At 66.7% G+C, this 25,073-nt stretch carries 27 protein-coding genes and 1 pseudogene; 13 read left to right on the top strand and 15 right to left on the bottom strand.

From position 1 onward, the window contains the following. Positions 1 to 58 precede the first annotated feature (58 nt). The 5 genes from D0Z60_RS04310 to eno all read right to left on the bottom strand — a co-directional run bounded on the left by D0Z60_RS04310 (position 59) and on the right by eno (position 5,029). Positions 59 to 766 (bottom strand): hypothetical protein, encoded by a 708-nt coding sequence (locus D0Z60_RS04310; protein ID WP_118857111.1) that lies wholly within the window; start codon positions 764 to 766, stop codon positions 59 to 61. Continuing rightward, complete coding sequence (locus D0Z60_RS04305; RefSeq protein ID WP_118857110.1) at positions 763 to 2,199, bottom strand: pyruvate dehydrogenase complex E1 component subunit beta; 1,437 nt, start codon at positions 2,197 to 2,199, stop codon at positions 763 to 765. The genes D0Z60_RS04310 and D0Z60_RS04305 overlap by 4 nt, the downstream gene beginning before the upstream one ends. Further along, complete coding sequence (gene pdhA / locus D0Z60_RS04300; protein ID WP_118857109.1) at positions 2,199 to 3,251, bottom strand: pyruvate dehydrogenase (acetyl-transferring) E1 component subunit alpha; 1,053 nt, start codon at positions 3,249 to 3,251, stop codon at positions 2,199 to 2,201. The genes D0Z60_RS04305 and pdhA overlap by 1 nt, the downstream gene beginning before the upstream one ends. 136 nt (positions 3,252 to 3,387) lie before the next feature. Next, complete coding sequence (locus tag D0Z60_RS04295; RefSeq protein ID WP_118857108.1) at positions 3,388 to 3,699, bottom strand: FtsB family cell division protein; 312 nt, start codon at positions 3,697 to 3,699, stop codon at positions 3,388 to 3,390. A gap of 31 nt (positions 3,700 to 3,730) precedes the next feature. Further along, the gene (eno, locus tag D0Z60_RS04290) at positions 3,731 to 5,029 is read right to left on the bottom strand and encodes a phosphopyruvate hydratase (protein WP_118857107.1); all 1,299 of its coding nucleotides are present in this window, start codon (positions 5,027 to 5,029) and stop codon (positions 3,731 to 3,733) included. A 136-nt stretch (positions 5,030 to 5,165) separates the two neighbouring features. On the opposite strand from eno, the gene D0Z60_RS04285 reads away from it, so the two are divergent. The 5 genes from D0Z60_RS04285 to D0Z60_RS04265 are packed head-to-tail and all read left to right on the top strand — an operon-like array spanning position 5,166 to position 7,150. Beyond that, positions 5,166 to 5,753, top strand: coding sequence for a hypothetical protein (locus D0Z60_RS04285; protein ID WP_118857106.1), 588 nt, complete (start codon positions 5,166 to 5,168; stop codon positions 5,751 to 5,753). After that, positions 5,750 to 6,097, top strand: coding sequence for a phage holin family protein (locus tag D0Z60_RS04280; protein WP_162888070.1), 348 nt, complete (start codon positions 5,750 to 5,752; stop codon positions 6,095 to 6,097). The genes D0Z60_RS04285 and D0Z60_RS04280 overlap by 4 nt, the downstream gene beginning before the upstream one ends. Further along, on the top strand, positions 6,090 to 6,455 hold the full coding sequence (locus tag D0Z60_RS04275) for a hypothetical protein (protein WP_118857104.1): 366 nt from the start codon (positions 6,090 to 6,092) through the stop codon (positions 6,453 to 6,455). Before D0Z60_RS04280 ends, D0Z60_RS04275 begins: the two co-directional genes overlap by 8 nt. Continuing rightward, positions 6,455 to 6,892: a hypothetical protein gene (locus D0Z60_RS11625; protein WP_162888069.1), complete on the top strand. Its 438-nt coding sequence runs from the start codon at positions 6,455 to 6,457 to the stop codon at positions 6,890 to 6,892. The genes D0Z60_RS04275 and D0Z60_RS11625 overlap by 1 nt, the downstream gene beginning before the upstream one ends. Before the next feature lie 39 nt (positions 6,893 to 6,931). Continuing rightward, positions 6,932 to 7,150 (top strand): DUF4170 domain-containing protein, encoded by a 219-nt coding sequence (locus D0Z60_RS04265; protein ID WP_118857103.1) that lies wholly within the window; start codon positions 6,932 to 6,934, stop codon positions 7,148 to 7,150. 118 nt (positions 7,151 to 7,268) lie between these two features. Here D0Z60_RS04265 and greA read toward each other — a convergent pair whose 3' ends face one another. The 4 genes from greA to carA form a co-directional block, all read right to left on the bottom strand. Then, positions 7,269 to 7,742, bottom strand: a complete 474-nt coding sequence (gene greA / locus D0Z60_RS04260; protein WP_118857102.1) for a transcription elongation factor GreA — start codon at positions 7,740 to 7,742, stop codon at positions 7,269 to 7,271. An 87-nt stretch (positions 7,743 to 7,829) separates the two neighbouring features. After that, positions 7,830 to 11,192 carry a carbamoyl-phosphate synthase large subunit gene (gene carB, locus D0Z60_RS04255; protein ID WP_118857101.1) on the bottom strand — a complete coding sequence of 1,121 codons (3,363 nt, stop codon included), beginning with the start codon at positions 11,190 to 11,192 and terminating at the stop codon, positions 7,830 to 7,832. Beyond that, positions 11,185 to 11,538, bottom strand: a complete 354-nt coding sequence (locus D0Z60_RS11620; protein WP_162888068.1) for a GIY-YIG nuclease family protein — start codon at positions 11,536 to 11,538, stop codon at positions 11,185 to 11,187. Before D0Z60_RS11620 ends, carB begins: the two co-directional genes overlap by 8 nt. After that, on the bottom strand, positions 11,535 to 12,755 hold the full coding sequence (gene carA / locus D0Z60_RS04250; protein ID WP_118857100.1) for a glutamine-hydrolyzing carbamoyl-phosphate synthase small subunit: 1,221 nt from the start codon (positions 12,753 to 12,755) through the stop codon (positions 11,535 to 11,537). The genes D0Z60_RS11620 and carA overlap by 4 nt, the downstream gene beginning before the upstream one ends. Before the next feature lie 133 nt (positions 12,756 to 12,888). Here carA and D0Z60_RS04245 point away from each other — a divergent pair, with 133 nt between their 5' ends. The 8 genes and pseudogenes from D0Z60_RS04245 (at position 12,889) to D0Z60_RS04220 (ending at position 20,077) form a co-directional block, all read left to right on the top strand. After that, positions 12,889 to 13,341: a GatB/YqeY domain-containing protein gene (locus D0Z60_RS04245; RefSeq protein WP_118857099.1), complete on the top strand. Its 453-nt coding sequence runs from the start codon at positions 12,889 to 12,891 to the stop codon at positions 13,339 to 13,341. 53 nt (positions 13,342 to 13,394) lie between these two features. Continuing rightward, a complete protein-coding gene (locus tag D0Z60_RS04240) occupies positions 13,395 to 13,817 on the top strand; it encodes an endonuclease domain-containing protein (RefSeq protein WP_118857098.1) in 423 nt (140 codons plus the stop codon). Further along, positions 13,814 to 15,643 carry a DNA primase gene (gene dnaG / locus D0Z60_RS04235; protein WP_118857097.1) on the top strand — a complete coding sequence of 610 codons (1,830 nt, stop codon included), beginning with the start codon at positions 13,814 to 13,816 and terminating at the stop codon, positions 15,641 to 15,643. Before D0Z60_RS04240 ends, dnaG begins: the two co-directional genes overlap by 4 nt. Before the next feature lie 14 nt (positions 15,644 to 15,657). Beyond that, the gene (gene rpoD / locus D0Z60_RS04230; protein WP_118857096.1) at positions 15,658 to 17,691 is read left to right on the top strand and encodes an RNA polymerase sigma factor RpoD; all 2,034 of its coding nucleotides are present in this window, start codon (positions 15,658 to 15,660) and stop codon (positions 17,689 to 17,691) included. A gap of 66 nt (positions 17,692 to 17,757) precedes the next feature. Beyond that, positions 17,758 to 18,528 carry a TIGR04255 family protein gene (locus D0Z60_RS04225; protein WP_118857095.1) on the top strand — a complete coding sequence of 257 codons (771 nt, stop codon included), beginning with the start codon at positions 17,758 to 17,760 and terminating at the stop codon, positions 18,526 to 18,528. Further along, a complete protein-coding gene (locus D0Z60_RS11615) occupies positions 18,485 to 18,979 on the top strand; it encodes a hypothetical protein (RefSeq protein WP_162888000.1) in 495 nt (164 codons plus the stop codon). Before D0Z60_RS04225 ends, D0Z60_RS11615 begins: the two co-directional genes overlap by 44 nt. A 1-nt stretch (position 18,980) precedes the next feature. Beyond that, a complete protein-coding gene (locus D0Z60_RS11610) occupies positions 18,981 to 19,625 on the top strand; it encodes a hypothetical protein (RefSeq protein ID WP_162888067.1) in 645 nt (214 codons plus the stop codon). Positions 19,626 to 19,822: 197 nt separating this feature from the next. Further along, a pseudogene (locus D0Z60_RS04220) lies at positions 19,823 to 20,077 on the top strand (dodecin). A 455-nt stretch (positions 20,078 to 20,532) separates the two neighbouring features. Here D0Z60_RS04220 and D0Z60_RS04215 read toward each other — a convergent pair. From D0Z60_RS04215 to D0Z60_RS04190, 6 genes are all read right to left on the bottom strand, one after another. Further along, positions 20,533 to 21,093 carry a PAS domain-containing protein gene (locus D0Z60_RS04215; protein WP_118857094.1) on the bottom strand — a complete coding sequence of 187 codons (561 nt, stop codon included), beginning with the start codon at positions 21,091 to 21,093 and terminating at the stop codon, positions 20,533 to 20,535. A gap of 97 nt (positions 21,094 to 21,190) precedes the next feature. Next, positions 21,191 to 21,649: a pyridoxamine 5'-phosphate oxidase family protein gene (locus tag D0Z60_RS04210; RefSeq protein WP_118857093.1), complete on the bottom strand. Its 459-nt coding sequence runs from the start codon at positions 21,647 to 21,649 to the stop codon at positions 21,191 to 21,193. A 74-nt stretch (positions 21,650 to 21,723) separates the two neighbouring features. Beyond that, on the bottom strand, positions 21,724 to 22,593 hold the full coding sequence (locus D0Z60_RS04205; protein ID WP_118857092.1) for a c-type cytochrome: 870 nt from the start codon (positions 22,591 to 22,593) through the stop codon (positions 21,724 to 21,726). Positions 22,594 to 22,595: 2 nt separating this feature from the next. Further along, complete coding sequence (locus D0Z60_RS04200; RefSeq protein WP_118857091.1) at positions 22,596 to 24,245, bottom strand: cbb3-type cytochrome c oxidase subunit I; 1,650 nt, start codon at positions 24,243 to 24,245, stop codon at positions 22,596 to 22,598. Between the two features lie 10 nt (positions 24,246 to 24,255). Beyond that, entirely contained in the window at positions 24,256 to 24,807 is a 552-nt protein-coding gene (locus D0Z60_RS04195; protein WP_118857090.1) for a cupredoxin domain-containing protein, read from the bottom strand. After that, on the bottom strand, positions 24,808 to 25,002 hold the full coding sequence (locus D0Z60_RS04190) for a hypothetical protein (RefSeq protein WP_118857089.1): 195 nt from the start codon (positions 25,000 to 25,002) through the stop codon (positions 24,808 to 24,810). It abuts the gene before it with no gap. Positions 25,003 to 25,073 lie beyond the last annotated feature (71 nt).

The raw sequence follows: 25,073 nt of genomic DNA, 5'->3' as shown, positions 1-25,073 counted from the left end.
GCACCCCTCCCGTTGGAAGAGCGATCCGGCGCCGCCAGTTTAGCGCGCGGCGCGGCTGTTACGCAACCGTGCCAAACAGGCGGTGCGAGAGCAGAGCCGCGGCACGCGCCGGGGTTGCCTCGGGCTCCGGGGCGCGCGTGAGGTCGCGAATCCCGAGCCGGGCGAGCGCGGTGAGCGGGCGCAGCGGTCTGGCAAAGCGATGGCCGGCGAGCTCGGGCGGCGGCGGCGCGTCGGCGAGCAGGCCGAGCCGGCGCACCCGCCCGAGCGCATGGGCCGCGCCGGCGTCGGCGAGCCGCGGGTCGCTGGCGCCGAGCAGGATCGCGCCACAGCTGAACAGGGCAGAGCCGGCACTGTCGATCAGCGCCGCGTCGGGGGTCTCGTCGAACAGCGTTGCGTAGCCCTCGGCGATCGCCGCCAGCGCCGCTCCGGTGACGCCGCGCGGGAGGAGTTCGCGGGCGCAGGCCTGGAGCCTCGGCTCGGGCGGCGGCGGGTGGTCGTCGAGGCGCCGCAGCGCATCGCGCCACCACGCCATGCGGATCGCGCCCAGCGCCGGCTGGGTCGAGCTGGCCGCGACCTCGAGCAGCGAATCCTCGAGCGACAGGAGCGCGTCGAAGGCGGGGCGGAGATCGGCCGGCCAATAGAGGCGGACGAGGTCGCGGTCGGAGACGTCGCCCCTCCCGCCGGCGGGAGGGGAAGAGCCGCGCAGCGACGAAGGGGTGGGCCCACCCCCAACCCCTCCCGCAGGCGGGAGGGGAGCCTTGCTCACCGGTAACACACCGCCTTGGCGGCCTTGACCACGTCCTCGGCCTTGATCAGCGCGAGCTTCTCGAGGTTGGCGGCGTAGGGCAAAGGCACGTCGGCGTTGGTCACCCTAGCGACCGGGGCGTCGAGGTCGTCGAAGCCGTGCTCCATCGCCAGCGCGATGATCTCGGACGCGATCGAGCAGGTCGGCCAGCCTTCCTCGACCACCACCATGCGGTTGGTCCGGGCGAGCGATTCAAGCACCGCCGCGCTGTCGAGCGGGCGGAGCGTCCTGAGGTCGATCACCTCGGCCTCGATGCCCTCGCCGGCCAGCGTCTCGGCCGCTTCGAGCGCGACCCCGACGCCGATCGAATAGCTGACCAACGTGACGTCCTTGCCCTGGCGCATGGTCCGCGCCTTGCCGATCGGGAGCACCCAATCGTCGACCTGCGGCACGTCGAAGCTCTGGCCGTAGAGCAGCTCGTTCTCGAGGAACACGACCGGGTCGTCGCTCCGGATCGCGGCTTTCAATAGGCCCTTGGCGTCGGCGGAATCGTAGGGCGCGATGACGATCAGGCCGGGGACCGAGGCATACCACGGGCCGTAATTCTGGCTGTGCTGGGCGCCGACCCGGCTGGCCGCGCCGTTGGGGCCGCGGAACACGATCGGGCAGCGCATCTGGCCGCCCGACATGTAGTTGGTCTTGGCCGCCGAATTGATGATGTGGTCGATCGCCTGCATGGCGAAGTTGAAGGTCATGAACTCGACGGTCGGGCGAAGGCCGCCCATCGCCGCGCCGGTGCCGAGCCCGGCAAAGCCATATTCGGTGATCGGCGTGTCGACCACGCGCCGCGGGCCGAATTCGTCGAGCAGGCCCTGGGTGACCTTGTAGGCGCCCTGGTACTGCGCGACCTCCTCGCCCATCACGAACACGCGCTCGTCCTTGCGCATCTCCTCGGCCATCGCGTCGCGCAGCGCCTCGCGGACGCTGGTCGCGGTCATCGCGGTGCCGGCCGGGACTTGCGGATCGGCGGCGACGCGCGGGGTGAGCTGCGCGGTGCCGGTCGGGGCGGCGGGTTTCGAGGCGCCGTCGCCCTCGCCTTCCGTCGGAGCGGCGGGTGCTGATGCGGCGGTGTCTTCGGCGGCGGGCGCAGGCCCTCCCCCGGTCGGCTCCGCCGACTCGACCCCTCCCGCTCCGGCGGGAGGGGCGGCTTCGCCCTCGCCGCCCATCAGCGCGATGACCGTGCCGACCTTCACTCCGTCGGTGCCCTCGGGGACGACGATCTGGGCGATGGTGCCCTCGTCGACTGCCTCGAACTCCATTGTCGCCTTGTCGGTCTCGATCTCGGCGAGGATGTCGCCGGACGACACGCTGTCGCCCTCCTTCACCAGCCATTTGGCGAGCGTGCCTTCCTCCATCGTCGGCGACAGCGCCGGCATCTTGAGCTCGATGCCCATCAGTACGCCTCCACCAGCACGTCGGTGTACAACTCGCTCGCATCGGGCTCCGGCGCTTCTTCAGCGAACTTCGCAGCTTCGACGACGATATCCTTGATTTCCTTGTCGAACACCTTGAGCGCGTCCTCGCCGACCCCGGCCTTGCCGAGTTCGGCCTTCAAGCGCTCGATCGGGTCGCGGTGCTCGCGGAAGTCCTGCACTTCCGCGCGCGTGCGGTACTTGGCCGGGTCGCTCATCGAGTGGCCGCGGTAGCGGTAGGTGAGCAATTCGAGGATGATCGGCCCCTTGCCGCTTTGCGTCCAGGCCATCGCCTCCTCGGCCGCTCCGCGCACGGCGAGCACGTCCATCCCGTCGACCTGGATGCCGGGGATGCGGAAGCTCTCGCCGCGCTTGTAGAAGTCGGGCTCGCTCGACGAGCGCTCGACGCTGGTGCCCATCGCATATTTGTTGTTCTCGATGGCGTAGATCACCGGCAGGTCCCACAGCTTGGCCATGTTGAAGCTCTCGTAGACCTGGCCCTGGTTGGCCGCGCCGTCGCCGAAATAAGCGAGGCAAGTCCCGCCGTCGGCGCTATACTTGTGCTTGAAGGCGAGGCCGGTGCCGAGCGCGACCTGGGCGCCGACGATGCCGTGGCCGCCGTAGAAGCCGTGCTCGACCGAGAACATGTGCATCGAGCCGCCCTTGCCCTTGGAGATGCCGGCGGCGCGGCCGGTCAACTCGGCCATGATCACCTTGGGGTCGATCCCGTAGGCGAGCATGTGGCCGTGGTCGCGGTAGCCGGTGATGACGGAATCGCGCCCGACCTTCATTGCGCTCTGCAGGCCGACGGCGACTGCCTCCTGGCCGATGTAGAGGTGGCAGAAGCCGCCGATCAGGCCGAGACCGTAGAGCTGGCCGGCGCGCTCCTCGAAGCGGCGGATGAGCAGCATCTGCTTGTAGAAATCGGTCAGCTCGTCGGCCGACGCCGAATAGCGCTGCGGCTCGGCGGGACGCTCGCGATTGGAAATGCCTGGCGCCGCTGGAGCGGCAGCCTTGCGGGCGCTTTTCGCCACGTCTTTCTCCACTGTCGTTCGGCTGGCGCTATAGGAGCGGCGCGAGGACTAGGGCAACCTTTGTCCGTCATTGCGAGGCGCGCAGGGTCGCGGCAATCGAGGCTGGATTGCGTCGCTACGCTCGCAATGACGAAAGCTATTCGAGCGGGATAATCACTTCATCCGGGCGAACCAGTCCGAGGTCGCGGCGAATGAGTTCCTCGCCGAGGTCGGGATCGGCCTTGTTCGGGTTGAGCAAAGCCGAACGATGGCGCAGCGCGTCGCGCTCGGCCTCGAGCCTGGCGAGCTCGGCGCGGCGCTCGGTGAGGTCGCGATTGTAGCCGCCCCAGGCGAGCAGGCCGTTGGGCCCGGCGATGGCGTGGCCGCCGAACGTGCCGACGATGATCAGCGCCAGCGCCGGCAATGCCGCGCGGCGGATCAGTCCCAAGCTTTTGCCGGCCCCTCCCATGGGCGGACAGAATCAGATTCGGCCAAGGGAATCAAGCGGTTTTGCGGGTTTCCAAGAGTTTGAGCGCCGATCTGCCCGCATAGCGCGCCGTCTCGCCCAATTCCTCCTCGATGCGCAGCAGCTGATTGTACTTGGCGGTGCGGTCGCTGCGCGCCAGGCTGCCGGTCTTGATCTGGCCGCACGACAAAGCGACGGCGAGGTCGGCGATGGTCGAATCCTCGGTCTCGCCGCTGCGGTGGCTCATCACCGCGGTATAGCCGCTGGTCTGCGCCAGACGCACCGCGGCGATGGTCTCGGTCAGCGTGCCGATCTGGTTGACCTTGACCAGGATCGAATTGGCGATGCCATCGCGGATGCCGTCGGCCAGCCGTTTCTCATTGGTCACGAACAGATCGTCGCCGACGAGCTGGAGCCTGGCGCCGAGACGGTCGCTGATTGCCTTCCAGCCGGTCATATCGTCCTCGCCCATGCCGTCCTCGATCGACGCGATCAGATAGGCCGCGGCGAGCTCGGCGAGGAAGTCGGCATTCTGCTCAGGGGTCAGGCTGCGCCCCTCGCCGGCCATCGCATAGGCGCCGCCCTTGAAATATTCGCTCGCCGCGCAGTCGAGCGCGATCATGACGTCGTCGCCGAGCGCATAGCCCGCCTTGCCGACCGCCTCGGCGATGACGTCGAGCGCCTCGCGCGACGATTTGAGGTCGGGCGCGAAGCCGCCCTCGTCGCCGACCGCGGTCGACAACCCCTTGGCGCTGAGCCCGGCCTTGAGCGCATGGAAGATCTCGGTGCCGCAGCGCAGCGCTTCGGAAAAGCTCGAAGCGCCGACCGGCATGACCATGAATTCCTGGAAGTCGATGCCGTTGTCGGCATGCGCCCCGCCGTTCAATATGTTCATCATCGGCACCGGCAGCAGGTTCGCGCCGACTCCGCCGACATAGCGGTACAGCGGAAGCCCGCTGGCCTCGGCCGCGGCGCGGGCAGTGGCCAGGCTGACACCGAGGATGGCATTTGCGCCGAGCACGCCCTTGTTGTCGCTTCCGTCGAGCGCGATCATCGCCGAGTCGATCTCGGCCTGGTCCTCCGCCTCGTAGCCGAGCACCGTGTCGGCGATCGGGCCGTTGACGGCGCGCACCGCATTGCCGACGCCCTTGCCGCCCCAGCGGCTCTTGTCGCCGTCGCGCAGCTCGACCGCCTCGTGCGCTCCGGTCGACGCGCCCGACGGGACCGCCGCCCGGCCCATGCTGCCGTCCTCGAGCGTGACGTCGACCTCGACCGTCGGATTGCCGCGACTGTCGAGGATCTGGCGGGCATGGATGTCGACGATCGCGGTCATGAATTTTCCCCCGGCGCATGGAAGTGGCGGCTGGGCGGCTCTATATCGGGGCTTGGCGGCGGCGCAACATTCGCGCCCGCCAGCCGGAACGAAGCGTGGGCGTACGGGGTTTTCGGGACAGATGAGGAGAGACGAGATGGCTGATCAGAACGAACTTCCCGAAGGGACCGACCGGATCATTCCCGGAGCGTCGGCATCGAGCGCCAACGAAGAAGAATTGATCATCACCGACGGCGGCGCCGGAGTCGGCATGGGCCCGGCCGGGGCCGAGACCGCGACGACCACCGGAACCGCCCCTGCCACCTCGCGCGAGCGCGTTGTCGGCAAGGTCCGCGAGGGCCGCGACCGGCTCGCCGACACCGCCGCCGAAAAGACCCGCGGCCTGGTCGGCCAGGGGCTCGAGCGCGGCAGCGAGGCGCTGGCCAACGTGTCCAAGCTGGTCGGCGGCACCGCCGAGGGCCTCGAGGAGCGGCTCGGCGCCGAATATGGCGACTATGCCCGCAAGGCCGCGACCGCAATCGATGACGTCGCCAACAAGCTGGCCTCGAAGAACCCGGACGAGCTGATCGACGACACCCGCGATTTCGTCCGCAAGAGCCCGGGCGTGGCGCTCGCCGGAGCGGCGATCGTCGGCTTCGCGCTGGCGCGGCTGGTCAAGTCCGGCCTCGACAGCGGCAAGGACCGGGACGGCGGCAACAACCAGGGCGGCGGTTCGGGCGCTTGAGCCGGCACGACCCGCAGTCGATGCACGAGGACGACGCCCCGATCGGCGAGACGGTCAGCCGTCTCGTCGACGAGGGCAAGGCCTATGCCCGTGCCGAACTCGACGTCGCCAGGGCCAAGCTCGACGTCAAGATGGTCCGGATCAAGGCGGTCGCCGCGCTTGGCGGGATCGCCTTGCTGCTCGTGATCGGCGCGTTCGTCGCGCTGGCGATGACCGCGGTGCTGGCGCTGGCCAGCCTGCTCGGGCCGCTTGGCGGCGGCCTCGCCGCGACGCTGTTGATCGCCGGCCTCGCCGGGCTGTTCGCCTTCCTCGCCTACAAACGCTGGAGCAAGGGCGATGAATAAGGTCGCCGGGCAATTGCGCATCGCAGCCGCCGAGGCGGAGGCCGAGCGGCGCAAGGAACAGGCGCTGGCGACGGCGCGCGAGCTGGCCCACCGGCTGGCGCCCAAGACCGTCGCCCGCAACGCCTGGGAAGGCGCCAAGGTCAAGGGCGCCGACCTCGCCGAGGACGCGGTCGACGCGGTCAAGCAGCGCCCGCTGGCGGTGACCGGAGCGGTCGCCGCGGTGACGCTGTTCTTGGCCCGGGAACCGATCCGCCGGGCAATCGTCGACATATATGACGCCATGACGTCGGACGAGGAGGAAGCGGCCCCCCGCCCTGCCCCGCGCCGATCGCGAACCAAACGAGTGGAGGACAAGTGATGCCGACCCGCAACGACACCAACGACCGCAAGACCAATCGCGACGAGGGTCTGATCGAATCGGCCCGCGAGCGCGCGGTCGACGCCTATGACAGCGCCCGCGAGGCTGCCCGCCGCGCCGGTCGCTCGGCCGGTGAGCAGTTCGACGAGGCGCCGCTGATCGCGCTTGGCGGCGGGCTCGCGCTCGGCGCGCTGATCGCCGCCTTGCTGCCGACCACCCGCCGCGAGCGCGAATTGCTCGGCCCGGTGACCGACCGGATCAAGGACAGCGCCGCCGCCGCCGCCGATGCCGCGCGCGAGGCCGGCAGCACGCGGCTGGGCGAGCTCGGCCTGACCCGCGACCGCGGCGGCGACGTGCTTCGCCAGGTGGTCGACGGCGCCGCCGACGCGCTGCGCGCCTCGGCCAAGGCGGCGGCGACCGCGGTACGCGAACGCTAGTCCTTCGCGAACACGCCATTTGGTGCTAGCGGGCCGCTCATGAGCAAGCTCCATCTGGTGTTCGGCGGCCGGGTCAAGGATCCGCGCGGCCTCGACTTCACCGATCTCGCCAGCATCGACCTGGTCGGGATTTTCGACAGCTACGCCGCGGCCGAGGAAGCCTGGCGCGGCGCCGCCCAGCGCACGGTCGACGACGCGGAAATGAAATATGTCGTGGTGCATCTGCACCGCCTGCTCGAGCCCGAAACGACGGGCTAGCATATCACCCCCTCCCCCTTGGGGGAGGTGTCAGCGCAGCTGACGGAGGGGGTAGCCGGCCAGGGTCGTGCCCCACCGGCGCTTCGCGTCACCTCCCCCAAGGGGGAGGGGTGAGCGCCTAGATGAATTCGATCTTGGCGATTTCGTAGTAACGGTCGCCGGCGGGGGTCTCGACTTCGACGTCCTCGCCCTTGCTGCGCCCGATCAGCGCGCGGCCGAGCGGCGAATTGTAGCTGATCCGGCCGACCTTGGCGTCCGCTTCCTGCTGGCCGACCAGCTGGTAGCGGATGGTCTTGTCCTCCTCGTCGAGCAAGGTGACGGTCGCGCCGAACACCACCTTGTCGCCGCTAAGCGTGGTCGGGTCGATCACCAGCGCGCGGCTCAGCCGGTCCTCGATGTCGGCGATCTGCGCCTCGACCTGGCCCTGGCGCTCCTTGGCGGCATGATATTCGGCGTTCTCGCTGAGATCGCCGTGGGCGCGCGCTTCCTCGATCGAATCGACGATCTGCGGCCGCTCGGCCTTGAGCCGCTTCAATTCGGCCTCGAGCAGGCGGTAGCCCTCGCCGAGCATCGGCACTTTTTCGCTGGCCATGTGCAATCCTTCTTACGCCGCTGGCACTTCGCGTCTGGGCCCCTTCCGTTCGGGAAGGCGCAGCCTGGGTCGCGTCGGTGGGGTGAATTATTCCTTGGGAGCCGAATAATAGGCCTGCAGCGAGCGGACTGCAAGCTGGTGGCTGCCGCCGAGGTCGCGCAGCGCCTTGATCGCCCGCGCCGCGGCCATGCTCGCCGCCGCGGTGGTGAAATAGGGCACTTTGGCCTTGAGCGCGGTGGCGCGGATCGAGAAGCTGTCCTTCAGCGACTGCCAGCCCTCGGTAGTGTTGAACGCCAGCTGCACCCCGTCGTCACGCAGCCGGTCGACGATGTGCGGGCGGCCCTGTGCGACCTTGTTGATGCGCTCGACGGCGAGCCCCTCGCCGGCCAGGAACGCCGCTGTCCCGCCGGTCGCAACGATGTTGAAGCCGAGCTCCTCCATCAGCCGGGCGGCGGGCAATATGTGCGCCTTGTCGCTGTCCTTGACCGAGATGAACACCGCGCCCGAGTCCGGCAGGCGGATCCCGCCGCCGAGCAGGGACTTGGCGAAGGCGAGGTCGAAATCGTCATCGATTCCCATGACTTCGCCGGTGCTCTTCATTTCCGGTCCGAGCACTGGGTCGGTCCCCGGGAAGCGCGCGAACGGGAACACGCTTTCCTTGACCGCGATATGGCCGATGTCGCGGTCGATCGGCGGCAGGCTCGCCAATTTCTCGCCGGCCATGACCCGCGCCGCGATCTTGGCGATGGGCACGCCGATCGCCTTGGCGACGAACGGCACGGTGCGGCTGGCGCGCGGATTGACCTCGATCAGATAGACCTGGTCGCGGCCGTCCTCCTCCGTCACCGCGAACTGGATGTTCATCAGCCCCTTGACGCCGAGCGCCCGGGCCAGCGCCGCCGCCTGCCGCTCGATCTCGGCGATTACCGGGGCGCCGAGGCTGTAGGGCGGGATCGAGCAGGCGCTGTCGCCCGAATGGACGCCCGCCTCCTCGATATGCTGGAGGATCCCGCACACGGTCACGTCCTTGCCGTCGCAAATGGCGTCGACGTCGACCTCGATCGCGTCGCGCAGATAGCGGTCGATCAGCACCGGCGAGGTGCCCGACACCGCGACCGCGGTAGCGATATAGTGATCGAGCTGGGCCGGCCCGTCGACCACCTCCATCGCCCGTCCGCCAAGCACGTAGCTGGGGCGGATCAACACCGGATAGCCGATGCGCTGCGCCACCGCGAGCGCCTCGTCGCGGCTGCGGGCGATGCCGTTGGCGGGCTGCTTCAAGCCCAATTTGTCGACCAGCTTGGCGAACCGCTCGCGGTCCTCGGCGAGGTCGATGCTGTCGGGCGAGGTGCCGAGGATCGGAACGCCCGCCTTCTGCAGCGCCGCGGCGAGCTTGAGCGGGGTCTGCCCGCCCAATTGGACGATCACCCCGACCAGCTCGCCCCGTGCCGCCTCGCGGGTGACGATTTCGAGCACGTCCTCCTCGGTCAGCGGCTCGAAATAGAGCCGGTCCGAGGTATCCGGATCGGTCGAGACCGTCTCCGGATTGCAGTTGATCATGATCGTCTCATAGTCGGCCTCCTTGAGCGCGAAGGCGGCGTGGCAGCAGCAATAGTCGAACTCGATGCCCTGGCCGATGCGGTTGGGGCCGCCGCCGAGGATGACGATCTTGCGCTTGTCCGAAATCTCCGCCTCGTCCTCGGGCTCGCCGAACAGCGGCGCCTCATAGGTCGAATAGAGGTAGGGCGTCGCCGCATCGAATTCCGCCGCGCAGCTGTCGATGCGCTTGAACACCGGGTGCACTCCGAGCTTCAGGCGGCGGGCGCGGACCTCTTCGGCGGTCACCCCGCCGGTCATCGCCCGGAGCGCGTCATGGACGATCCCGCCGCCATAGGCCGCCGCTTCCGACGCCTGGCGCTCGACCCCGGCCGAGCGCAGCGCGAGCTGCGCCAGCCGCCCGTCGGAAAAGCCCATCGCCTTCAAGCGCCGCAAGCCATCGGCGTCTCCCGGCAGGCCGACCGCGCGCAACTGCTCCTCGGCCGCGACGATCTCCGCCAGCCGCTCGAGGAACCACGGGTCGAAGCCTGCAAGCTCGTGGATGCGCTGGACGGTGAAGCCCTGGCGAAGCGCCTCGGCGGCGACCAGCAGCCGGTCCGGGGTCGCCCGCGACAGCGCGTTCTCGATCTCGTCGGGATGCGCGCCTTCCAGCGCGCGATAGCGGTCGAGCCCGCACAAGCCGACCTCGAGCCCGCGCAAGGCCTTCTGCAGGCTTTCGGAGAAGGAGCGGCCGATCGCCATCACCTCGCCGACCGATTTCATCGCCGTCGACAGCAAAGGCTCGGCGCCTGCGAACTTCTCGAACGCGAAGCGCGGGATCTTGGTCACGACATAATCGATGGTCGGTTCGAACGACGCCGGGGTCGCGCCGCCGGTGATGTCGTTGGCGATCTCGTCGAGCGTGTAGCCGACCGCCAGCTTGGCCGCGACCTTGGCGATCGGAAATCCGGTGGCTTTCGACGCCAGCGCGGAACTGCGCGAAACCCTGGGGTTCATCTCGATCACGATCATCCGCCCGTCCTTCGGATTGACCGCGAACTGGACGTTGGAACCCCCGGTTTCGACGCCGATTTCGCGCAGCACGGCGATCGAGGCCGAGCGCATGCGCTGATATTCCTTGTCGGTGAGCGTCAGCGCCGGGGCGACGGTGATGCTGTCGCCGGTGTGCACCCCCATCGGGTCGACGTTCTCGATCGAGCAGACGATGATGGCGTTGTCGGCGGCGTCGCGCACCACCTCCATCTCATATTCCTTCCACCCGAGCAGGCTCTCCTCGATCAGCACCTCGCTGGTTGGGGAGGCGTCGAGCCCGGCGCGGACGATGTCGACGAATTCCTCGCGGTTATAGGCCACCCCGCCGCCCGTCCCGCCGAGCGTGAACGACGGCCGGATGATCGAGGGAAGTCCAGTGCGTTCAAGCACTTCGAAAGCGTCTTCAAGACTGTGTGCGATGCCCGACTTGGCGCTCTCGAGCCCGATCCGGTCCATCGCCTCGCGAAATTTCTGGCGGTCCTCGGCCTTGTCGATCGCTTCGGCCTGCGCGCCGATCAGCTTGACTCCATATTTGGCGAGGACGCCGGTGCGGTTGAGCGTCAGCGCGGTGTTGAGCGCGGTCTGCCCGCCCATCGTCGGAAGCAACGCGTCGGGCTTCTCCGCGGCGATGATCCGCTCGACGATCTCGGGCGTAATCGGTTCGATATAGGTCGCGTCCGCCAGCTCGGGATCGGTCATGATCGTCGCCGGATTGCTGTTGACGACGATGACCCGAAAGCCCTCCTCCTTCAGCGCTTTCAGCGCCTGAGACCCCGAATAATCGAACTCCGCCGCCTGCCCGATGACGATCGGCCCGGCGCCGATGACGAGGATCGAGGAGATGTCGGTGCGTTTAGGCATACAACTCAGTCTCAATGAGTGAGATCAAGTTTTGCGGATCGATATCGAAGATTTCCCTGTTTCGGCCCACGCTGCCCCGTCGTTGATCGACGAGCTTCTTCTTGATCTTTCCCTCGATCAATCTCGCGTGCCTGTGAAAGGGAAAGCCTCTTACTTGGAGAGGGCCGAAGCCAAACGCCTCAAGGTATTTCTGGACGTCGTGGATGCGCTTCTTTCCACCAGGATACTTTTCACATGGGTTCACCGGGTCCCAAAGCGACCATCCTATTTTGGTATATCCCGGCGACTTAGGATGCCAAGCGACATACAGAAATCCTGCTGGTGATTTGCCAAGCCCTTCCATCATCGCATCATCCCCACGAATTTCTCGAACAGATAGAAGCTGTCCTGCGGGCCGGGGCTGGCCTCGGGGTGATATTGGACGCTGAACGCCCGGCGGTCGGCCAGCTCGAGCCCGCAATTGCTGTCGTCGAACAGCGACACATGCGTCTCGCGCACGTTGGCCGGAAGTCCCTCGCGCTCAACTGCAAAACCGTGGTTCATGCTGGTGATCTCGACCCGCCCGTCGGCGAGCCGCTTGACCGGGTGATTGGCGCCGCGGTGGCCCTGGAACATCTTGGCCGTCCGCCCCCCCACCGCGAGCGCCAGCAACTGATGCCCGAGGCAGATGCCGAACAGCGGCAGCTGCGTGGCGAGCAGCTGCTTGATCAGCGGCACGGCATAGTCCCCGGTCGCCGCCGGATCGCCCGGCCCGTTGGAGAGGAAGAAGCCGTCGGGCCTCAGCGCCATGATCTCCTCGAACGACGCGGTCGCCGGCACCACCGTCACCCGCGCCCCGGCCGCGACCAGATTGCGGAAGATGTTCCGCTTGGAGCCATAGTCGATCGCGACGACGTGGGGGCCGGTGCCCACCCCTCCGTCGCTTCGCTCCTCCTCCCCTCCCGCTTGCGGGAGGGGTCGGGGGTGGGCCTGTTCCCCCGCATACCCCAACCCCAGCTCCCACTTTCCCCCAGACCACGCCTCGACCTGCCGCCGCGACACCTCTTTCGCCAGGTCCATGCCCTCGAGCCCCGGCCATTCCGCAGCCATCGCCCGCAATCGCGCCAGATCGAACTCGCCGCGCGCCGAATGCGCGATGACCACCGTCGGCGGACCCTCGCGGCGCACCAGTCGGGTCAGCGCGCGGGTATCGACCCCGGCAATCCCGATGCGCCCGGTCGCCGCCATCCACGCCGGATAATCCTGGCTGGAGCGGAAATTGGACGGGCTGGTCACCGCCTCGCGCACGATGCAGCCCAAGGCATGCGCCTCGTCCGCCTCGACGTCCTCGTCATTGGCGCCAACATTGCCGATGTGCGGGAAGGTGAAGGCGATCACCTGGCGCGCATAGGAGGGGTCGGTCATCACCTCCTGATAGCCGGTCATCGCGGTGTTGAAACACAGTTCGCCGACCGCCGAGCCCTCGGCGCCGAACCCCCGCCCCCACACCAGCCGCCCGTCGCCGAACACGATCACGCCGGTCGCGCCGTCCGGTGCCGCGGGCATGGGTTTCGGATCGGCCAAGTGCGCGGCTCCCTCGGGGCAAAAACGGCGATGTCGCTAAGCGGTGGGGGCTATGCGCTTTGGCCGCCCCGGTCAACGCCTGTGCAAGCGGCCGCGGGCCGATTAGGACTGGCCGTTTCCACGCGAGGGCAGGATGATTCGGGACAGCATCAAGGCCGCGCTGGTGAGCGCGATGAAAGGCGGCGACAAGGCCGGCACCGCGACCCTGCGGCTGATCCAGTCGGCGCTGACCAACCGCGACATCGAGCTTCGCACCGCCGCCACCAGGCCCGACGACGACGCGCTGGTCACCGACGTCCTCCAGAAGATGATCAAGCAGCGCCGCGAAAGCGTCACCCTCTATCGCCAGGGCAATCGCGAGGAGCTGGCGGCCAAGGAGGAGGCCGAGATCGCGGTGATCGAGCGCTTCCTGCCAGCGCAATTGTCCGACGACGAGGCGCGGTCCGCGATCGCCGGCATCATCGCCGAGCTCGGCGCCGGATCGATGAAGGACATGGGCCGCGTCATGGCCGAAGTGAAAGCGCGGCTGGGCACGGGACTCGAGCCGGCCCGGGCAAGCGCAATGGTGAAAGCGGCGCTGTCGTGACTTCTTCCCCCCTCCCGCTTGCGGGAGGGGCCGGGGGTGGGCAGAGTCAAACGGTGCCCGAATTCCGCCCCCGCAACACGTCCCGCGCCCAGGAACTGCGTAACGGAGCAACACGTGCCGAGCGCCGCTTGTGGTCGATCCTGCGTGCCCGCCAGTTGGCCGGTGCGAAATTCAGCCGCCAGATGCCGGTCGGGCCTTACATCTGCGATTTCCTTTGCCGCGAACATGGTCTGGTGATTGAGGTGGACGGCGGCCAGCATGCCGACTCGCGGACCGATGCGGCGCGCGACCACTTCCTGTCCGCGCAAGGTCTCACCGTGCTGAGATTCTGGAACAATGAGGTCATCGACAACCTCGACGGCGTGGCTCAGCGGATTGCCGAAACGCTTCCCACTCCTAACCCCTCCCGCAAGCGGGAGGGGAATGCATTTCACCGTCAATCTTGTCGGACAGGGCCGGGGGGTGGGCAATCATGACCCTCTCCCCCGCCTTTCTCGACGAATTGCGCGCGCGCACGACGCTGAGCGCAATCATCGCGCCTGCGGTCAAGCTCACCAAGGCCGGGCGCGAGTATAAGGCGTGCTGCCCGTTCCATTCGGAGAAGACGCCGAGCTTCACCGTCAATGACGAGAAGGGCTTTTACCATTGCTTCGGTTGCGGTGCGCACGGCGATGCGATCCGCTTTTTGACCGACCAGCGCGGGATGCCGTTCATGGATGCGGTGAAGGAGCTCGCCGCCAAGGCCGGGATGGAGGTCCCCGCGCCCGATCCGCGCGCCCAGGAACGCGCCGAGAAGAGCGCCGGCCTCACTGACGTCATGGCGGCAGCGCAGGCGTGGTTCGTCGAGCAATTGGCCGGGACCGAGGGGTCGGCGGCGCGCGATTATCTGGCCAAGCGCGGGATCGATGGCGCCACCGCGGCGCGGTTCGGGATCGGTTTCGCGCCCGACAGCCGCGGCAGGCTCAAGACTGCACTCGCCCATTTCGGCGAGGACGCGCTGGTCGAAAGCGGCATGCTCATTCGCCCCGAGGAGCAGGCGAAAGACGCCTACGACCGCTTCCGCGGGCGGCTGATGATCCCGATCCGCGACGTGCGCGGGCGGGTGATCGCGTTCGGCGGGCGGATTCTCGGGCCCGGCGAGCCGAAATATCTCAACTCCCCCGACACGCCGCTCTTCGACAAGGGCCGAACGCTCTACAACATCGACCGCGCCGGGCCGGCCTCGCGCAAGGCCGGGCGGCTGGTCGTCGTCGAGGGCTATATGGACGTCATCGCGCTCGACCGTGCCGGGATGGCCGAGGCGGTCGCGCCCAACGGCACCGCGCTCACCGAGCGCCAGCTGATGCGGCTGTGGCGGCTCGATCCCCAGCCCGTGCTGTGCTTCGACGGCGATGCCGCCGGCCAGAAGGCCGCGATCCGCGCCGCCTTGCGCGCCCTCCCCCACCTCGCGCCCGACCGCACCCTGCGCTTTATCGCCCTGCCCGCCGGCCAGGATCCCGACGACCTGCTGCGCGAGCGCGGCGCCGAGGCGGTCAAGGCCGCGCTCGAGGCGACCGAGCCGCTCGTCGAGCGGCTGTGGCGGCACGAGGCGGAATCGGAAGCCCTCGCCACCCCGGAGGCGCGCGCCGGCCTCAAGGCGCGGCTGATGGAGCATTCGGGGGCGATCGCCGATCCCAATGTGCGCCAGCTCTACCGCGACGAATTCCTGCGCCGCTTCGACGCCCTCGTCCGCCCGCAGCGCGCAACGTTCGCCCCCCGCCCGCAATGGAAGAAGGACCGCGCCGGCAAATGGCAGCCGCCCGCCGCCCCGGCCAGCGACGTCGCCCGCGCGATCGGCTCGGGCGGTATCGACGCGCCGACCGCTCGCGCGCTGGTCGAGGGGTTCGTGCTCTTCCCCCAGGCGCTCCACGATCATCTCGAGGCACTCGCCCACCTCCCGCTCGGCGACCGCCCCAGCGCCGCGCTGCGCGACCGGCTCGTCGAGGCCGCGCTGGCCGGCGCCGAACTTGATCGCGACGGTCTCGCCACCATATTGGCGCTGGGCGAGGCGCCCCTCGCCGGCCCCCCGGCGATGGGCTTTTCGTTCACTCGCCGCGACAGCGATCCGGCCCGCGCGGTGAGCGATCTCGCCGCCGCGGTCGAGATCGTCGCCGCAGCTCAGGAGGTCGAGACGGCGCTCGCCGCGGCGACCGAGCGATTGAAGATCAATGTGACCGACGACGCCTACGCCGAGCAGCAGCGGCTGATGGCGGCGCGGTCGCGATTGCACAGCAGGCTGGCGTCTCTCGCCGGCAATGAGTAAGCGACCCCCCGACCATGGCCAAAACCGACACCAACGAGACCGACGCCGAGACCGGCGACGCCCCGCTCATCGACCTCAACGACGCGACGGTGAAGAAGCTCATCGCCCGCGGCAAGAAGAAGGGCGTGCTCACTTACGAGGAGCTCAACGCCGCGCTTCCGAGCGACCAGATGAGCCCCGACCAGATCGAGGACATCATGTCCGCCATCTCCGAGATGGGCGTCCAGATCGTCGAGAATGACGACAGCGACGACGAGGACAAGGAGCCCGAGCCCGAGGACGAGGTCGATCCGATCGACGAGGGCGGCTCGCCCCGCCCCGCCGTCGCGACCAAGAAGGAAGCGGTCGACCGCACCGACGACCCGGTGCGCATGTATTTGCGCGAGATGGGCGCGGTCGAATTGCTCAGCCGCGAGGGCGAGATCGCCATCGCCAAGCGCATCGAGGCCGGCCGCGACACGATGATATGGGGCCTGTGCGAAAGCCCGATCACCTTCAACGCGATCATCGAATGGTCCAACAACCTCAACGAAGGCACGATGCAGCTGCGCGAGATCCTCGATCTCGAGGCGATGCTGTCGAAGGGTCCGTCGGCCGAGCAGATCAGCGCCAGCGAGGAGGATGAGGGCGGCGAGGCCGAGATTTCGGAAAAGACCGCCGGACCCTCGATCAAGGAAGAGGAAGACATCGCCGACGAGCCCGCCGCGCCCGCGGACGAGGACGAGGACGACATGGTCGAGCGCCGCGCCAAGCCCCAGGCCGAGGAGGAGGACGAGGACAACACCCTCTCCCTCGCGCAGATGGAGGAGACCTTGAAGCCGATGGCGCTGGAGAAGTTCGCCGGCATCACCGCCTTGTTCAAGAAATTCTCCAAGCTCCAGCAGGCGCGCCTCGATGCGCTCGCCGCCGGCACCGAATTCGCCGCGTCCGACGAAAAGAAATATCAGAAGCTGACCGAACAGCTCACCGCCGAGGTCGAAAGCGTCCAGTTCCACGCCGCCAAGATCGAATATCTCGTCGACCAGCTCTACAGCTACAACCGCCGGCTGACCGCGCTCGGCGGCCAGATGCTGCGCCTCGCCGAGCGCCACCGGGTCCCCCGCCGCGCCTTCCTCGACAGCTACATGGGCAGCGAGCTCGACGACGGCTGGCTCAAGCGCGCCGCCAAGATCGACAAGAAGTTCGCCGCCTTCGCCGCCGCCGAGGGCGAGACGGTCGAGCGCATCCGCACCGAGATCGGCGAGATCGCCCAGGCAGTCGGCACCTCGCTCCCCGAGTTCCGCCGCATCGTCAACCAGGTCCAGAAGGGCGAGCGCGAGGCCCGTATCGCCAAGAAGGAGATGGTCGAGGCCAACCTTCGCCTGGTCATCTCGATCGCCAAGAAATACACCAACCGCGGCCTGCAGTTCCTCGACCTCATCCAGGAAGGCAACATCGGCCTGATGAAGGCGGTCGACAAGTTCGAGTACCGCCGCGGCTACAAATTCTCGACCTACGCGACATGGTGGATCCGCCAGGCGATCACCCGCTCGATCGCCGACCAGGCGCGCACCATCCGCATTCCGGTGCACATGATCGAGACGATCAACAAGCTGGTCCGCACCGGCCGCCAGTTCCTCCACGAGTTCGGGCGCGAAGCCACCCCCGAGGACCTCGCCGAGCGCCTCGGGATGCCGCTCGAGAAGGTCCGCAAGGTGATGAAGATCGCCAAGGAGCCGATCAGCCTCGAAACCCCGATCGGCGACGAGGAAGACAGCCACCTCGGCGACTTCATCGAGGACAAGAACGCCGTCATCCCGGTCGACGCCGCGATCCAGGCGAACCTCAAGGAAACCGTGACGCGGGTGCTGGCGAGCCTAACCCCGCGCGAGGAGCGAGTCCTGCGCATGCGCTTCGGCATCGGCATGAACACCGATCACACGCTGGAAGAGGTGGGGCAGCAGTTTTCCGTTACGCGCGAGCGGATTCGGCAGATCGAGGCGAAGGCGCTCAGGAAGTTGAAGCATCCGAGCCGGTCTAGGAAGATGCGGTCATTTCTAGACCAGTGATTTCGATGCTCAGTGACTGGACGGTGGGGTTGCTCAGCACTACGCTTTCAAATTCTGGGAGCGAGCATGAATTTTCCGGACGCTAAACGGGTAGTCTATCAGCAAAACCCCTCGGCAGAGGTGATCTGCCAGCTTCGCTTCCCGCCAATTCTCGCACTTGCCGACAGACTCCCTGCGGAATTCCAGAGTCGCCTTGGCTCCGAATATCCGTTCTCAGAGGTGCAAGACGGGTTGAAGATTCATGTTTCTGGCAACGATGCCCCGATCCAGTCGCGTTTCTCAAATTTTGTTTTTCTAACCGAGGATCGCTCGGTCAGAATTACGCTCACGAGCGAATATATTGCACTCTCCACTGATTCGTATGAGCGATGGGAATCATTTGACGCCCATTTGAATGCCGCACTCGCCGCGCTCTTGAGCAGCTACTCGGTGCCATTTTTTTCCCGGATCGGGCTACGCTATTTGGATGTGATCTCTCGAGCCAAACTCGGGATTCCCGATGCCCGTTGGTCCGACTTGATACGTGCTTCTGCTCTTGGCCTACTGGCCGAAGACGATATCCCAATTGCAGACGTTTTAGAATTGAATGCGGCCACAGTTTTATCACTGGAAGACGATGCTAAAGGCATATTTCGAACGACGCTTGGAAAGCATGAGAAGACCGGCGATGAAACGGTATTTGTTATCGACAGCGATTTATTCTGCGATGAAGTTCGTATAAAGGGCAACGATGATGCAATTGCAGTATGCCGACGACTCAACAAGATTTCAGGAAGAGCATTTCGCTGGTTCCTTGAAGACGAGCTTCATAGACGCCTGGATCCTAAAAGTCCGTAATCAAGGAACGCTCGCTGGTGACTACGCGCCCTTGAGCGGCGTCATGGGGCTCCGATACATCTCGTTTGATTCGAACGCCGAAGGTCAATTTACTTCTTGGGGGAGAGTCTCCGAAGGAGCGATCGCTGAAACAACGCCCTCCGTTGTCGATCTGCGCTGGTTCTATGCGGCATGCCACTCGAACGATGCCAGCGGGGTACAAGCCTTGGGAACCGTGATTGATGGCGTGAACATGTTGATCAATTTGCGAGCTTTCCGTCTGCTCGATAGTGCCTTGAGGGACCTGGATGCGGCCACGACCAGCAAACACGTATTGCTCGGCATCGCACGCGCTACGTATCCCGCGAGATCCAAGTTGTCCGGATGGAAGACGTTTATCGCTAAGGTGGACGAAGCTTTCAGGCAACGAGGATTAGATAGCGCACGACTTTTGAGAGGCCTTCACGCTTAGAATGGCCGTACTTGAGGCTGAAGACCGACCTTTTGCCGAAGTTGAGCATGTCGGCGTTGTGATCCGCAACACCGAGTCAGGCTTCTGGCATGCTGGGCTACTTTACCGCGTTGCTGATCAGCAACCTCGCATCCTTCACTTACGATTTCACTATCAACTAGCCGACGATCAAGCGTCGCCGCCTTTTCGATGGGCGCAACTAGGTTTAGACAGCGACAATAAAATTGTCTTAGCGGAGTTGATCGCGCGGATTGCCCATCGTGATCCCAAGATTCCCTACTCATTCGACAGCGAAGGTATCATCTTCGATGCGGAAACCGGCGACCTTGCGACGCCGGCGGCGGGAAAGGGATTAACGTGTGCGACGCTCATCGTCGCCGTGCTCGCAACATATGGGCATCGCTTATTGGACACGGTCACTTGGCCCATCCGGGGCGACGATCAGCAATTCTTTCAGCAGATTGCAGGGATTATGCAAGCGAACGGCGCGGCGGCCGACCATGTCCTTGCAGTGGCAGGAAATGCGTTAGCACGATTGCGTCCGCCGGAAGTTGTAGGCGCTGCTATTACTGAAAGCGACACATGGCCGGTCTCATTTGCTGCAGCGGAGGAGCTTGCATCACAAGTTATAGCTGACCTCAGCTAGCTCTGTCGCCCGGCGAGTCCTCCTGCGTAACCCAAAGGGAACAGATGCTGCCCGCATAATGATGCGGAAAATCACGGTGAAATCCTTGACGTCGAATGGTTGCGCTTCGCGCGCCGCCCGGCCGACACTCATTCACTCTTTGCCTAAGCTCGCGCATGCTGGCGCTTCCGTCCCCTTAGGCTCGGGAATTCGACGCTATGTCTAACCACGTTTACAAGATCGTCGAGCTGGTCGGGTCGTCGCCGATCGGGATCGAGGACGCCATCCAGGGCGCGATCGCCCGCGCTTCCGCCACCATCGAGAAGTACGAGCAACGGCAGCACAGGGTGCTGTCGTAGCGCAGTGCTCGCTGGTTCGAGGTGCTCGAGACGCGCGGCCATGTCGAGGGCGGCAAGGTGTCGCACTATCAGGTGACCATCAAGGTCGGTTTCACCCTCAACCCCCGAGCATAAGGGAGCGATTGCGCAGCAATTGGCACGCGCAGCCGATCCGGGGGATCGGCGAGCATGGCGATGGGCTTATGTCGGAGAGAGGGTGAAGGTCCGCCGAGCTGGGCGCGAGCAGGCCGGCCTCGCCGCCCTCGCCGAGCCCAAGCTGCGCGCCCTCGTCGACGACGCCATCCGCACCGGCGCCGCCCAGCGCCTGGACTGAAGGCGCGGCGCCCTAGCCTTTCCCGATCGTCCTGAGCCTGTCGAAGGACTGTCCTTCTTCGCTCGCCACGCAAGAAAGGGCTGTCCTACAGCCCCCGTCCCATGCTCTAATCCCGTCGATGCAAACGCGCGCCTGTCCAGCGCCCCAGGCTCCGTCCCCGCGCCACACCGCGCCACCGCGCTAACTTCGCGATCCGGTCCCCGAAACGGTCGATCCTGCGTGAAAGTCGTGAAGCTAAGCCTTTCCTGAGCGCGCGCTAGAGCCCGGCCTCGACTGCGACCCGGATCGCATCCGCACTGGTCGCCGCGCCAAGTCGCTCGAGCATCAGCGCGCGGTGCATCTTGACGGTCTTCTCGGCGATTCCGAGCTGGTGGGCGATCTGCTTGTTGAGCAGGCCGCGCGCCATCGCCTCGAGCACTTCGCGCTGGCGCCGCGGCAGGTCGGCGATCCGCTCCGCCGCGGTCAGCCGCCGCCGGTCCATCTCGCCCGCCGGGCCGAGGTCGACCTGGCTGCCGAGATAATATTCCACCTCGCCATCGTCGCCGAACAGCGGCGTGATCATCACCCCGTTGCGGAACGGAGTGCCGTCCTTGCGGTAGTTCAGGATCTCGACCAGCGTCGGCCGCTTCTCCGAGATCGCGCGGCGGATCCGGGCGGTGGCGCGCGGGTCGCTGTGCGGGCCGGCGAGGAAGCGGCAGTTGCGCCCGACGATCTCGCTTTCGCCATAGCCGGTCAGTTCGCAGAACGCCTCGTTGGCGACCTCGATCGGGTTGTCCGGTTTCCTGGGGTTGCTGATCACCGTCGCGATCGGGCTCATCCCGATGCAGTCCAGCAATCGCCGATGCGCGTTCACCGTGGTCGTTTCCCCGAAGCCAGTCGGGGCAAGCTTAGCACGGCCTTTAGACTATGCCACCCTAGGCGTGCGCGGCCTGCGCCTCGGCGCCGTCGAGCACGATTTCGCCCTCGTCGCCGCCATCCCAATAGTGGACCTTGCGCGCCCGCACGCGGATCAGTGTCAGGCCCGGCGTGTCGACGCCCTGTTTGAACCACCTCTCGAGGTCCTTGACCCAATGCTTCTCGAACGCCGCCTTGTCCTGGATCAGCTCGGCCTCGCCCTCGACCGTGATGAACAAGGGCGGCCCCTCCCCGGCCCCGCCCTGGTAGCCGAGCGCGACATTGGGGTCGCGGCGGATGTCGCCGACTTTCTTCGTGTCCTCGCAGGTGAAGAAAAAGCTGTCGCCGTCATAGTCGACTTCACGGTTGTTGCTCATCGGCCGCCCGGCGAGCGCGCCGCTTTCGGTCCGCGTCGAGAGGATGGTGAAATCGAGGTCGCGCATCTTTTCGCTGATCTCGGCAAGCGTCATCCCGGCCATCGCATCCTCCGTCGGTTGATCTTGACGGGCGAACGAGCGGCGGCGGCGTGCGGTTCAGCGTTACGGGCTAAAGGCTAGAGCGTGCCCTGGAAGTAGCGCGCGAGTGCGGCGCGTTCGGCCGGGGTTAGCTTGGCCGAGATGTCGCGCATCCGCCCGTAGACGTCGTTGCGCCGCTGGCCCGAGGCATAGGCGTTCATCTGCGCCAGAAGATAATCGTCGTTCTGTCCGATAATCACCGGCGTCTCGATCGGCCCGCCGACCCCGTTGAGGTGGCAGCTGAGGCAGGCCGGGATCCGCCGCCGGCTGTTGCCTTCCCTGGCGAGCCGCTCGATCTCGACCTCGCTGACCAGGTCGCGCGCCCCGATCGCGGCATATTCCTTCGAGGCGGCGGCGAAATAGGCCGATACCGCAGCCAGGTCCGGCACCGACAGCGCCTTGGCGACGCCGGTCATCTGCGGATGCGCTCGGGCGCCGCTGCGATAGTCGGCGAGCTGCTTGTAGATCGCATAGGGGCTCTGGCCGGCCAGCGCGGGAACGTCCGACTGCGACAGGCCCTTGTCGCCGTGGCACGACGCGCAGGTCTGCGCCGCGATGGCCGCCCCGCGCCGGCTGTTGCCCTCGGCCAGGATGCGCATCACCGCCGGGTCCCAGCTCACCTCGCTCACCGGGACCGACACCGCGCTGCTGACCGGCTGGACCTGGGCCGGCGAGCCCGAGCGTATACCGAGCGCCCGGCACACCGCTTCGTAGAGTGAAAGGTTGGCGTTGCCGGCCTGCCCCGCCGGGATCAGTACGAATCCGATCAGCGCGCCGACCAGCAGCGCTCCGGCGACGATTATGCTCGCCCACAATCGCCACGGCCGGTCGAGCGCGCGCTGCTCGGCGGGCGCTCCGGCCGGGCTCACGCCGCCGTCGTCAGGAACGAGGTCGGTCTGTCTCGCCATAGCTAGTGAAGCCGGTGGACCACCGCCTCGGGCGGCGGGTCGATGAAGAATTGCGCGATCGGATAGCCGTAGGCCAGCGCCATCAGCAGCGCGACCAACCCGTTCCAAAGACCGAAGCCGTTGAGCGAGGACGGCAGCCGCGCCGGAGGATGCACCGCTTCGGCATAGGGCACGTCGACCGTGCCCAGCGCCGCGTCGGAACGATGGTTGGCGGCGAGGTTGGCGACGAACAGCAAGGCGCTGACCGCCAGCACCACGCCGCCGAGCAGCGACACGATCACCCACGGCCCCCAGCTGGCCACCAGCGGATTGGAATAATCGAATGCCGCGACCCGCCGCCACTGCCCCTGCAGCCCGGTCCAGTGCCATGGCAGGGTCATCACCATCATGCCGACGAACCACAGCCACAATTGCAACAGCAGCGGCCGCGCGCTGGCGAACGCGCGGCCGGTCAGCCGCGGCCACATCGCATAGGCGATGGCGAAATACATGATCACCACCGTGCCGCCGAAGATGAGGTGGAAATGCGCGGTCACCCAGCTGGTGTTGTGGACCATCGCGTTCATTCCATAGCTCATGTTGATGAGCCCGCCGCCGCCGCCCCAGAACAGCATCAGGAAGGCGAGGCCGGTGGCGAGCACCATCGGCCGGTCCCACGGCAGCGAGCGGATCCAGCCGAACAGCCCGCTCCCGCCGCGCATCCGGCCGGCGATCTCGAAGCTCGCCGTGATGGTGAACACCGTCAGCAGCGTCGGAATCGACACCAGGGCGGTGAGGAACATCTGAAGGAACTTGAACCCGTTGGAATGCTCCGGGTCCATGAACAGATGGTGGAGGCCGACCGGCAGCGAGTAGAGCAGGAACAGGATGAAGGCGATCCGCCCCATCGTATCCGAATAGAGCCGACCGCCGGCCGCCCGCGGCGCCATGGTGTAGAAGGCGATATAGCTCGGAAACAGCCAGAAATAGACGATCGCGTGGAGCGTCCAGCTGAACAGCGTGCGCGACAATCCGACGTCGACCATGCCGTTGAGGCCCAGCGCGGCGGGGATCATCTGGAACAGCAGCTCGGCCGCGACCCCGGCGGTGGTCCACAGCCACATGATGGCATTCGCGACGGTGGCGAACATCGCCAGCGGCACCGGCTGGCCCGGATTGGCTGCCTTCCATTGCCGCATCGCGGCGATCATGATCGCGCACCAGATCCACGATCCGACGACCACCAGCACCAAGCCGATGTAGAACCACACGGTGGCGGTCAGCGGCGGGTAGAAGGTGTAGAGCACCGAGGCGTTGCCGCTGGCGATGGCGAGCGCCGTCATCAGCGTTCCGGCGATCCCCATCCAGAACGCCGCCCACGCCCAGCCCTTGCCCGGCACCGGCCGCTTGAGCGCGGTTTCGGCGACGAAATAGCCGAACGCCATGATGAAGAAGGTGGTGAGTACGAACGCCATGCTGACGCCGTGCAGCGTGACCGAGCGGAAATAGTTCGACGCCGAATGCGCCGGCGCATCGAGCGGGCTCCTCGCCAGCATCTGCCACACGCCGAGCAGGCAGGCGATTGTGAACGCCGCGAACGCGACCCAGGCGTGGGCGAGGATCAGCCGCGACGCGCCGAGCGTGCCAACCGCACGCTCCGCCGGCGAAGCCATTGCCGCCGCGCTAGGCTGGGCGACGCTCGCCACAGGCGATCCTTCCGTCGGCCGCGGGCCGGAACGCGCCGGGCGGGACGACCCGCACCGTGGCGATCATCTGGCTGTGCCCGAGCCCGCAATATTCGTGGCACGGCATCATCAGGTCGCCGGTCCGCGTGAAGCGGGTGTGGACCTGCGCGACATAGCCCGGGACGATCATCGTGTTGACGTTGGTCCCCGCGACCAGGATGCCGTGGATCACGTCCGGCGTGGTGAAGCGCAGCGTGACATCGCGCCCGGCGGGGACGACGATGCAGTCGGGGACGAAGTTGAACTGCGTCGCGATGATCCGCGCTACCACCTTGCCGTCGGGCTCTACGCGGGTGCCGAGATTGGCCTCGGTGAATTCGTCGGAAGTGTGCAGCGTTTTGGGGTCGGCGAATTCGCGGTTCGACGGCGGATTGATGTGCATCGACAGCGCCGCGAACAGGATCGCCGAAAGGATCACCAGCACGATCCCGCCGACGACCATCGCCCAGCGCAGTTCGGACTTGAGGATGGCGCCTTCGTCGATCGCCATCTAGCCGACCGTTCCGCGCGGCAGGAACACCAGGAAGTACATGCCGAGCCAGCCGGCCATCAGCAGCCCGACAGCGATTAGCGACACCGCAATCGCCCCGCGCGGCGCTTCGTCCATCGCCGCCTCGAGCCGCGCCATTTCTTCGGCGTCGCCGGCGTGATCATGGCGGGTGGTCGGATAGGCCGGATCGGTCATGCGCTCCCCTGTCGCCACGGCAGATGCGCGATGTCGGCCGCGAATTCTTTGACGGATGTCAAAAATGCGCG

This window comes from Sphingomonas mesophila (genome assembly GCF_003499275.1).
Lineage (GTDB): Bacteria > Pseudomonadota > Alphaproteobacteria > Sphingomonadales > Sphingomonadaceae > Sphingomicrobium > Sphingomicrobium mesophilum.
The sequence above is the reverse complement of the archived record's forward strand: the minus strand, read 5'-3'. Positions and strand labels throughout refer to the sequence as shown.